This is a genomic window from Candidatus Methylacidiphilales bacterium (genome assembly GCA_028713655.1).
Classification (GTDB): Bacteria; Verrucomicrobiota; Verrucomicrobiia; order Methylacidiphilales; family JAAUTS01; genus JAQTNW01.
The window spans coordinates 1-9619 of the sequence record JAQTNW010000053.1; the positions used below are offsets into that span (position 1 = coordinate 1).

Sequence of the window (9619 nt, forward strand, 5' to 3'; positions counted from 1 at the left end):
CAAAAGCCGAAATCATGATCACAACCTCAAACATAATGGGAAAAGTCGGTTCGAACGCAAAATAAGGTTTGCCCTGGACCACCAACGGATAATTGATTGCGGCGGCATAGACAATCAGCCCGACAATACCCAAGGCCCCTCCAATGCCGGCCATCAGGGTATAAAAGGAAACCGCCGATTTCTTCAACCCCATCGCCGCATCCATGCCATGGATGGGGAAGGGCGAATACACGTCCCAGCGCTTGAACCCGGCATCGCGGATGTGCCGCGCGGCCTCGTAGAGCTCCGCCGCGTTTCCAAACTCGGCGCCGATTCCGTAAATCCTGCTCATGCCTGCCCGCCTCCTGCGCGGCCGGATTTTTCATGCGGATCCGCTTCCGGCAATATTGCTTTGACCTCGAAGATCGTCACCGCCGGAACAAACTTCAAAAACAGCAGGAAAAGGAAGAAGAAGAAACCCAGCGTCCCGGCAAACAGCAGGATGTCATGGATTGTGGGCGTAAAGTAGCGCCAGGACGAAGGCAGGAAATCGCGGTGGATCGACGTGACGATGATTACAAACCGCTCGCACCACATGCCGATGCTTGGAGGAATGACGATCAAAAACAGCCAGAACACATTCTTCCGGAAAAATTTAAACCACAGAATCTGGGGAAGCACCGCGTTGAAAATGACCATGACCCAATACGCGAGGCAATACGGGGCGTTGGAGGAAAAGCGGTTGAAATACAGCATCGCCCACTCGTTCGGGTTGCCGCTGTACCAGCCGGTGAAAAATTCCATGACATAGATGTAACCGATGAGGCAGGCCAGGGTCAGCGTGATCTTGGCCATGTTGTCGATGTGCTTCAGCGTGATCACATCCTCCAGCTTGAACAGCGCGCGCGCCGGAATCAAAAGAACCAGGATCATCGCAAAACCGCCATAAACCGCGCCGACGAAAAAGTAGAGCGGGAAGATCGTGGTATGCCAGCCCGGAACGATGGACGTGGCGAAGTCCATCGACACAATGCCGCAGACGGAAAACACCATGGCCGTGGCAATGCCGGCCAGGAGCATGTAGCCTCTTTCATAATTGCGCCAATGCCGGTTGGAACTCCGCCAGCCCAGCGCCAGGATGCCGTAAGCCCATTTGGCCCAGCGGTTTTTCATCCGGTCACGCAACGTCGCGAAATCGGGGATCAACCCGTAATACCAGAACAGCGCGGACACCGAGAAATAGGTGCTGACGGCAAACACGTCCCAGAGCAGCGGGCTCTTGAAATTGGGCCAGATGCCGTTCGCGTTCGGAACGGGAGCCAGGAACCAGACCATCCAAACCCGGCCCACATGGATGGCCGGGAAAATTCCGGCGCAGGCGATGGCGAAAATGGTCATGGCTTCGGCGGAGCGATTGATGGAGGTGCGCCATTTTTGGCGAGTCAAAAACAGAATCGCGGAAATGGCCGTCCCCGCATGGCCGATACCGACCCACCAGACAAAGTTCGTAATGTCCCAGGCCCAGCCCACCGGATGGTTCAAGCCCCAGACACCCACGCCGGTTGAAATGAGATAGGTGATTTCGATTGGCACGAGAGCGGCAAACGATCCCGCAATCAGCGTGGCAACCCACCACCACAGACGCGGCTTGTCCTCAACGAGGCCCGAGATATGCGCGGTCAGCCACGAAAAGGAACGCCCGTTCAAAATGAGCGGCTTCCGTACCATCGGATTGTCTTTAACGGCTGTAGCGGTTTCGTTCATAACCAAATCATTCCGTCCGCCCCGCCTCCCGCGCGAGGATCAGGCTCATGCCCACTTTTTCGGCGCCCGGCATCAGCGGGTTCGGATTCCGAATCCGCGACAGGTAGCTCAGGCGCGGCTTCGTGTTCAAATAATCCAGCAGGTTGTAATTCAAATCCCGCTTCTTGAGCTGCGACACACGGCTCGCGGGGTCTGACAAATCGCCGAAGACAATCGCATCCGCCGGGCAGGCCTGCTGGCAGGCGGTCTGGACACTGCCTTCCGGCAACTTGCTGCCGTCGCGGTGCGAGACGATCTTGTGATCGATCTTCGCCGACTCCAGGCGCTGGACGCAGAAGGTACACTTCTCCATCACGCCGCGCATGCGCACACTGACGTTGGGGTTCTTCGACAGCTTGATGGTGTCGGCCATTCCCTTCGGACCCAGCGGCCCGAAATAAAGTTTGTCCAACTGCCGCTCGTTGTAATCGAAGAAATTGAAGCGCCGGACTTTATACGGGCAGTTGTTCGCGCAATAGCGCGTGCCAATGCAACGGTTGTACGCCATGACATTCAAACCTTCTTCGTCATGTATCGTGGCATTGACCGGGCATACCGGTTCGCAGGGCGCGTTCTCGCACTGCATGCACGCCACGGGCTGCATGACCACTTCCGGATCGTTCGGGATTGTGATCTTGCCCATCTCGACATCGCGCTGCGAACCCCCGAAATAGCGGTCCACGCGAATCCAGTGCATCTCGCGGCCCTTGCCAACCTGATCCTTGCCAACAATCGGAATGTTATTCTCGCTCTGGCAGGCAATGACGCAGGCGTTGCAGCCGACGCAGGAGCTCAGGTCGATGACCATGCCCCACTGGGAATTCTTTTTGTAATCGAAGCCGGGCGATTTGTAAAAATTCTCGTTCGGAGGCGTGTGGCTCTCAAAGCCCAGCTCGCGCGCAAACCCGGGATTTTTTTGGTAATACGCAATCGGCGCCTCGCGCACAATGTCGCGCCCCTCCATGCTCCAATGTTCCTGGGTGACGGCAAACTCGTGTTTTTTGCCCGTCTTGCTTACTTTGGCGCCAACGGAATAGTAGGTAGAATCGGAGCCGCGCAGCGTGTAGGCATTGAAGCCGACGCCCTGTCCAACCTTGCCGCACGCGGAACGACCGTAACCCAAGGGCAGCGTGATCGTGTTGTCCGGATGGCCCGGCACGATCAGAATCGGAATTTCAAGGCTGCGCCCATCGGCCTCGATCTTGATGACATCGGAAACATAGATGCTGCGGATAATTTCGGACTTGAGGCCGAGTGCAGTCGCGGTTGCGCCGCTGAGCAACGCCGCGTTGTCCCAGGTCAGCTTGGTCATGAAATCCGGCAGCTCCTGCATCCAGCCGTTGTTGGCATAACGCCCGTCATCCACAGCCGGGCTGGGAACAAACACAAGCTCCAGGCTTTCCGGGCTCAACGGGGCATTCGAGGCTTTGAGCGAGGCCAGCGAGACCCCGAAATTCGAGCCATTGAACGCCGCAGCAAGTGGCGCTTTCGATTCCGACAGAAAACCGTCATGCACAAATTTGTTCCACGGTACATCAGGGTGAAGAGCTTCCTCCTCATATCTTTGCAACGAGGAGATCTGAGGATCCAATATACGAGATTGAAATGTTTCCCGAACCAGCGCCATGCCGTCAGGCAAATCCGAATCCTGCGCCGCGGCGAGCCCCAAAATCCGCCCCACAAGCTGGATCTCCGAAATTCCGCCAAACAAGGGCAGGATCAGCGGTTGAATGCAGCCGTAGCTGTCGTCCTGTAAAAGGGTGTCACCCCAGGTTTCCAGATAATTGGCCTGCGGAACCTGCCAGGCGCTGAGGGCAGCGGTCTCATCCTCGTGGGAAGCAAGATGAATGACATTCATCACCTTTTTCTGCAGAGCCGCCCAATCCAGATCCGCCGGCGCATTGTACGCCGGATTGCCGCCCAGGATGACAAGATCCGTCACCGCATCCTGACGTATCAAAGCTGCCAATTCCTTCAAGCCCAGCGATGCAGGAGCGTCTTTTTTAATGACATCAACTGTCGAGCCGATTGCGCCCAGCGCTGAATTGAGCGCCGCCGCCATCTGATGGACTTCCACCGGCTGCCCCGCCCCGGCCACGACGAGGGCCTTGGCGCCCGCCTGGCGCAGGTCTTTTGCCGCTTCGCGAACCCAAGCCGGATCAACCCCCTCCACCGTAGCGCTTCCAATGCTGGCAGGCTGAAATTCGGCAAGCAACGCAGCCGCTAAGGCGGCAACCCGGCTGGCGGGGAGCCGCAGGCGATGGTCCGCCATCGCCCCGGTCGTGGTGTAACGGCTTTCCACCACATAGAGCCGGTTCATTTTGGAATTTCCGTTCTCGATCTTGCGCCCGTCGGCAAAGCCGCGGATCGCCGCCAGCGTTCCGTCGTCGCTGCCGAGAAAATCGCAATCGAGCGAAAGGATCACGTCCGCTTTTTCGTAGCGCGGCAGGATTTGGCACTCCTGGCCAAAGGCGGCCTTAGCGGCCTTGGCTTCATTGTCGTAGAGGCACGGCTCATACACCGCCCAGACATGGCCGGGATACAGTTTCGCCAGCTCGCCGCGGAGGCGGTTGAGCGTGGGCGAATTTGTTTCCTGGGAAAGAATGGCCAGCCCTTTGCCGCCTGCCGTCTGCCAGGCTTTCATGGATTCATCCAGGGCCTTGAAAAAATCTTCCCGCTTGATTTCCACGCCCTGCTTGAGGAAGCGTTTCGCCCGGTCGGGATCGTACAAATTCAGCAGCGAAGCCTGGGCCTGCGTGTCGCTCTTTCCCTTGCTCAACGGATGCAGCGGATTGCCCTCGATCTTGATCGGGCGGCCGCTCGTGCTCGACACCAGCAGCGGAACGCCTCCGCGGCGGCGAGGCATGCAGGTGGCATAATTGAGGAAACGCCCGGGCACCTCCCATTCCGGCGTTTTGTTGAACGGGACACTGTGCGCCTCCGGACGGCGGCAGCCTGACATGCCAAAACCCGCCAATGCCATCGAGGCCCCCATCAGGCGAAGGAAACTCCGGCGCGACACGCCGTCGCCCCAGAACTCGGACGCTCCCGCGGGAAATTCCTTCTCCAGCCAGTCCTGGAACCCGGCGGTGTTGGAAAAGTCCTCGACGCTCCGCCAATACGCTTTGGCGGGGGCCGTTTCGGGCGGATGTTGGAAAGTGCGTTTCATCGATGGCAGCCGGAGCAGCTTTGCGGAGGATTGATGTTCAGTTGTTTGACGAGATCTTCACCGGGTTCCTTTTGGAGCCAGGGATGATGGGCTTTCCAGTCGAGATCATAAACTTTATTCAGTGGGCGAATCTTGGCCTCCGGGTGGCGGTGACAATCCAGGCACCAGCTCATGCTCTGCGGTTCCTTCTGCCAGACGGTCTGCATATGGTTCACATTGCCGTGGCAGCTCACGCAACTGATGCCGCTGTTGACGTGGATCGAGTGGTTGAAATACGCGAAGTCGGGTTCCTGATGGATCCGGACCCAATGAACGGCGGGGCCATCGCCTTTGCCATTGTTCCAGGCATCATAGAGAACCTGCAGTTTGGGGCTGCCTTTTTTCACCTGTCTGTGGCAAGTCATGCAGGTCTGGACCGACGGCACGCTTGAGGTGGCGGAAATTTCGACCGACTGGTGGCAGTAACGGCAATCGATGCCCAATTGGGTCGTGTGGAGCGAGTGATCGAAGGCGATTGGCTGGACGGGATTATAGCCGACGCGGCTATATTTGGGGGTGAGATAATAGACGGCGGCAGTGAAGACCACGGCTCCGAGAGACAGGCCCATGACTGCCAATTTGATCGGCAGGGTCACAGTCCATTTCGGAAATATATTCGCCATAGGTTCCCGTAGTCGGTGCTTGAGATATTCTTATCTCTCAGCTTTTCAATAACTTGCAAGCTTTAGGCCGACGCATAAACAACCAATTTTTCGTTGTGCAAACGGACGGTAATGTCGTCTGAAACACCGGATGTCAATTCATTATTAGGCCCATACTTTAAGCAATTAGAATGCCTGTTATTCGTGTACCATCACTTTTTTGTAAGCGTCTCATTCTATTAGGCTTGCACATGGCATGAGTAATGCTTCATAAGGCATAAGCTGACCTTACTTAAGCAAGTTTACTAAATCCCATGCGCCCTCGCTTTGTCTTTTCTTCCCCCGCTCCCTTCCCATAATCAACCCACGCTTCTGGAAAAATTTTAATTTCGAGCTAGAATCCTAACCACAACATGAACGAAACAGCCGTCGAACTCAGAGCAGCAGCCCCGCTGCGGACTTTCATTTCCGACCTGTCTGAATTGACCAAGTCGCGCCTTTCCCTCCTCGTTTTATTCACCACCCTGACGGGTTTTTATCTCGGCAGCTTTTCAGGAATCAATCCCTGGCTCCTGATCCACACCCTCGCCGCCACCGCCTCGCTCGCCGCGGGCGCGGCCGTGCTCAACCAGGTTTTGGAAACCCAGGCCGACGCCCTCATGCTTCGCACCCGCAACCGCCCCCTTCCCTCCTCCCGCATGCGCGAGCAGGACGCCCTTTGCCTGGGCATTTATTTGTCGGGAGGCGGCCTCGCCTACCTTTTGCTCGCCACAAATCTGTTAGCCTTTTCCATCGCCGCGCTCACCTTGTTTAGCTATCTTTTTATTTACACCCCGCTCAAGCGCGTCACACCTCTCAATACGTTGATCGGAGCGGTCCCCGGCGCGCTGCCACCCTTGATCGGCTGGACGGCGGCCGGCAACCCGCTCAACGACGGCGCGCTCGCCTTGTTTCTGATTTTATTTTTCTGGCAGATGCCGCACTTCCTGGCCATTGCCTGGCTGTATCGCGAAGACTATTCCAAGGCCGGATTCCGGATGCTGACCCTCAACGACGCCTCCGGGCAAAGTACTGCCTGGAAAAGCCTGCTCCACACGCTGCTGCTGTTGCCTTGCGGCCTGGCGCCGTACTTTTTGGGAATGACCGGCTGGATTTATCTCAGCGGCGCGACCTTCTGCGGCGCCCTCTACCTGGCTGCATCGCTCTTCTTCGTCAGAAATCCGGGACACGTTAGCGCCCGGCGACTCTTCCTGGCCTCGATCTTCTATCTGCCCGTGATCCTGCTCCTCCTGGCGATTGATAAGGTGTGACGATCGAGGGAGCGCAGGCGTCCCGCCTGACAGATTCCAAGCGCTGATTTTCATTGAGTGCGTCTATGTGGCTTTGAGAGAGAAATATATTCGGGTCGGTTACAGGGCTAGAATATTTTTAAAACGCTTTAACCCAGGGCGATGCCCTGGGTTGGTATTAGGACGCCCCGTTGTGGCTTAAAATAAGCACATACTCGCGCCAAGTACGAGAAGCCCTCCAAGGTTTCGGAAGATCTCTTTGTAAAAACCATTTGTTCAATTTTTGCGGGTTTTGCGCTTTCTAGCGGCCAATTCCTTGTTCGTGATTTTAGTGTCTTTCGTGGTAAAAGAAGTTTCTCCCTCAGTCCCCCGCGCACCTTGATAAGGAAGAGGCAACCCCCTCCCGCGTCAGTCACGGGAGTAGATGACAGGATTCAGCGGGCTGTTGATGATTTCCCCGATTTTCGCGCCCGGGCACCAGTTGTCCCAGTCGTTTTGCTGATTCTTGTTTTTGGGTTCGATCAGGCGCATGTCCTGGTCCATGTAAATAATGGTCATGACTTCGCGCGCCTTGGGCAGCTTGTTCGGCCCGGCCCGGTGAAAGGTGAAGCCCAGATGGAAGCTGACTTCACCGAGATCGAACGGTGTTTCGTCAACGGGAAGGTTCGACAACTTCAACTGCTCGTCGATTTTCATTTCGCTGTCGTCGCTGATTTCAAGGTCGCGGCCAATCTTGATGCGCTGACTGCCGACGGAGAACATGAGCGGGCCGTTTTCCAGGGGCACCGCATGCAACGGTATCCATGCCGTGACGGTTTTTTCATTTGAGAGCGGCCAGTAGTATTGATCGACGTGCCACGGAGTGTAGCCGCCACCCGCCTCCTTGTAGAGGGCCTGGTCGTGGTACATCCGGACACCGCGGGTTCCCAGCAGCGCGGTGGCGATTCGCGCCAGGCGTTTTCCGAGGACAAATTCCTTCACGATTTCGTTTCGCTGCCAGATGTTCATGATTTGAAGAAAGGCCTTGCCGTAGGTGGTGCGCTGTTCCAGCGGCTTGTAGTCCTTCGCCTGCTCAAGAACCAGGCGGGTGATTTCCCTGCCGTAGTATTCGAGCACTTCGGCGTCGAGGACGTTCTTGAGCTTGATGTAGCCGTTCTTCTGAAAGCGGGCAATCTGCTCAGGGCTGATTTTGTATTCGGAATCAATGTCGAGTGTCGGGGCAGTCGTTGTGCTCATAAGATTTAACCATATGGGTGCCAGACCGGCTAATCTACATGGTTTTTGTCTAGGACTGATACTTATTTAACATATTATTTACTTTTCCGATAATATGCCGTTAAAATAATCGAGTGAAGGCGATTCTTGAAAAAATCTCACACGACCGGAACCGCTCGTTCTCCCTCTTTGATTTCCAAAGCCGGCGCTTCGACTGCCCCTTCCATCACCACCCCGAAATCGAGCTAACCCTGATCATCGCCAGTTCCGGACTTCGCTATGTCGGGGACCACATCAGCCGTTTTTCCCCGGGCGATCTGGTATTGATGGGCCCCAATCTGCCCCACATGTACATCAATGATGCGACGCCTTCCGGCCAGGCGCATTCCATTGTCATGCAATTTCTTCCCGAATGCCTCGGGTCGAATTTTTTTCAGCTTGGCGAGCTGAAGGCGATCCACCGCTTGTTCGAGCGTGCCCGCGTCGGGCTTTCGTTTCATGGCTTGACACGGGACAAGGTTGCGCCGCTTATGGTCCAGTTGGACAGCCTTAATGGTGCCGCACGGCTGACGGCATTTCTCAACATTTTCGATATTCTCGCGGGATCGAAGGAGTTCCGCGTTCTGGCCAGTCCCACCTATTCCCCCTCCCTGGCGCTTTATCAAGGCGAACGCATCAACCGGGTATGCGAACTGATTTCCAAAAAATTCAGGGAAGGAATCACCCAAAACGAAGCAGCGAGGATCGCCCATATGAGCCCGCCTTCCTTCAGCCGCTTTTTCCGGCGCGCGACGAACAAGACGTTTCGCGCGTTTCTCAACGAAGTCCGCATCGGGCACGCTTCCCATTTGTTGCTTGAGACGGAACGTACCGTGGCGGAAGTCTGCTACGACTCTGGGTTCGGAAACCTATCCAATTTTAACCGGCAATTTCTCAAGCTGCGGAAAGTCTCGCCCCGCGCCTATCGCAGGAAGCGGCCGCAGGAGGGGTGAGTTGCGCCTGGGCGTTTCTATCCATTCTCCAGCATGTAAATCGCCAATATTGGATTTTTCTTCGCTTTCAGTTTTCTTTCCACGGCCCGCGCTTCTTTCAATGTGGGATATTCACGTTTTGCGACAATCTCCAATATCGTACCCAAGCGTTTGGTGCTATAGGTATGGCCGCGCTGATGTTGTGCGAAGCGGACTTCGAAATCCACTGCGGATCCGATATAATGTCGGCCGTTTGAGCCTTTGAGTATGTAAGCCCACGCCATAAAAAGGGTAGCAGCGGAGGGATTTGAACCCCCGACCAAGGGCTTATGAGTCCCCTGCTCTACCCCTGAGCTACGCTGCCATGTTTAACTAATGCCAAATCCATTTTTCCAAGCCTAGGTCACCGACCAACCCCGAATGCTTTCGGGGCTGCTCTACCCCTGAGCTACGCTGCCATGTTTAACTAATGCCAAATCCATTTTTCCAAGCCTAGGTCACCGACCAACCCCGAATGCTTTCGGGGCTGCTCTACCCCTGAGCTACGCTGCC

Annotated in this window: 8 protein-coding genes and 1 tRNA gene; 2 read left to right on the forward strand and 7 right to left on the reverse strand. The window is 56.0% G+C overall.

The features are described 5' to 3' along the window. The 4 genes from PHD76_13580 to PHD76_13595 form a co-directional block, all read right to left on the reverse strand. On the reverse strand, window positions 1-331 hold a 331-nt coding region (locus PHD76_13580), incomplete at its 3' end, for a DUF3341 domain-containing protein (GenBank protein MDD5262871.1). Next, window positions 328-1743, reverse strand: a complete 1416-nt coding sequence (gene nrfD / locus PHD76_13585) for a polysulfide reductase NrfD (GenBank protein ID MDD5262872.1) — start codon at window positions 1741-1743, stop codon at window positions 328-330. The genes PHD76_13580 and nrfD, both read right to left, overlap by 4 nt. 7 nt (window positions 1744-1750) lie before the next feature. After that, window positions 1751-4951, reverse strand: coding sequence for a TAT-variant-translocated molybdopterin oxidoreductase (locus tag PHD76_13590; protein MDD5262873.1), 3201 nt, complete (start codon window positions 4949-4951; stop codon window positions 1751-1753). Next, a complete protein-coding gene (locus PHD76_13595; protein ID MDD5262874.1) occupies window positions 4948-5613 on the reverse strand; it encodes a cytochrome c3 family protein in 666 nt (221 codons plus the stop codon). The genes PHD76_13590 and PHD76_13595 overlap by 4 nt, the downstream gene beginning before the upstream one ends. A 392-nt stretch (window positions 5614-6005) precedes the next feature. Between PHD76_13595 and cyoE the strand changes: the two genes are divergently transcribed. Further along, window positions 6006-6902 carry a heme o synthase gene (gene cyoE / locus PHD76_13600; protein ID MDD5262875.1) on the forward strand — a complete coding sequence of 299 codons (897 nt, stop codon included), beginning with the start codon at window positions 6006-6008 and terminating at the stop codon, window positions 6900-6902. 387 nt (window positions 6903-7289) lie between these two features. Here cyoE and PHD76_13605 read toward each other — a convergent pair whose 3' ends face one another. Next, the gene (locus PHD76_13605) at window positions 7290-8117 is read right to left on the reverse strand and encodes a phytanoyl-CoA dioxygenase family protein (GenBank protein ID MDD5262876.1); all 828 of its coding nucleotides are present in this window, start codon (window positions 8115-8117) and stop codon (window positions 7290-7292) included. A 113-nt stretch (window positions 8118-8230) separates the two neighbouring features. On the opposite strand from PHD76_13605, the gene PHD76_13610 reads away from it, so the two are divergent. Further along, a complete protein-coding gene (locus PHD76_13610; protein ID MDD5262877.1) occupies window positions 8231-9088 on the forward strand; it encodes an AraC family transcriptional regulator in 858 nt (285 codons plus the stop codon). 17 nt (window positions 9089-9105) lie between these two features. On the opposite strand, the gene PHD76_13615 is transcribed toward PHD76_13610, so the two are convergent. Next, window positions 9106-9351 (reverse strand): GIY-YIG nuclease family protein, encoded by a 246-nt coding sequence (locus PHD76_13615; GenBank protein ID MDD5262878.1) that lies wholly within the window; start codon window positions 9349-9351, stop codon window positions 9106-9108. An 8-nt stretch (window positions 9352-9359) separates the two neighbouring features. Next, window positions 9360-9431, reverse strand: a tRNA-Met gene (locus PHD76_13620). Between the last annotated feature and the right edge of the window lie 188 nt (window positions 9432-9619).